Annotated in this window: 1 protein-coding gene; it reads right to left on the bottom strand. The window is 59.0% G+C overall.

Going from position 1 to position 743, the window contains the following annotated elements; translation table 11 throughout:
- Positions 1–743, bottom strand: a 743-nt coding sequence (locus X742_RS1000000175170; RefSeq protein WP_032925214.1) for a hypothetical protein, incomplete at both ends; no start/stop codon positions are given.

Raw genomic sequence — 743 nt, 5'->3', positions numbered from 1 at the left:
GTCCTGAACGGAGCGGTCTGGCTTGGGAAGAACGTCTGGACACCATCGATCTGCGCCCAATCGACGAAATTGACGCGGGCAAGATCTTCGATGACACCGCGTGGGGGTGTCCCGGCGCGATCGCCATAGCCATAGATCGTGTTGAGGACCGCGGAGGCGTCAGCGGTCAGCCCGACAAAACGGCATTCGGCCTCAAGAACGTCCGACAGGGGAACGGGCACCACCTGGGCGCGCGGCAGATACCAGATCCTCGTCGAATCGTTGTTGACGTCGGTCATCGTGACCGCCGCCTGCCAGCGCTCATTGAACCCGACGTAATATCTGTTCGATGCACCGGCGTCGTCCCATGACGAGGTGCCGGCGTCGATGTGATCGACTTCGCTCAGGTCCGAAACCCGGTAAATGTAGATATCGTTGGTAATGCCGGTGCCGGTCTGGACCTTGATCGCGATCTGGTCGGACGCCAGCTTCATCCGCTTCGACAGCAGCGGATCTGTGTAGGTCAGACTGAAGCTGTTGACCTTCGACCGCAACAACGTCGAAAGATCGGGCGTGTAGACGTAGATACTGCCGGAGGTCGTGGTGATGATGACGGAATCGCTTTCCTCATCATAGAAGCACGAACGGGCAAAGCCGTTCAAAACGGACAGCGTCACCTCTGTCGCCGACGCCCCGACCCCATCCCATGTGATGACGACGATCTTCTTGGTCGGATTGAAGACCCAATCCGTCGCGCCATAGAG

It is taken from the genome of Mesorhizobium sp. LNHC229A00 (genome assembly GCF_000502415.1).
Classification (GTDB): Bacteria; Pseudomonadota; Alphaproteobacteria; order Rhizobiales; family Rhizobiaceae; genus Mesorhizobium.
This window is presented reverse-complemented; position numbering and strand designations above follow the sequence as displayed.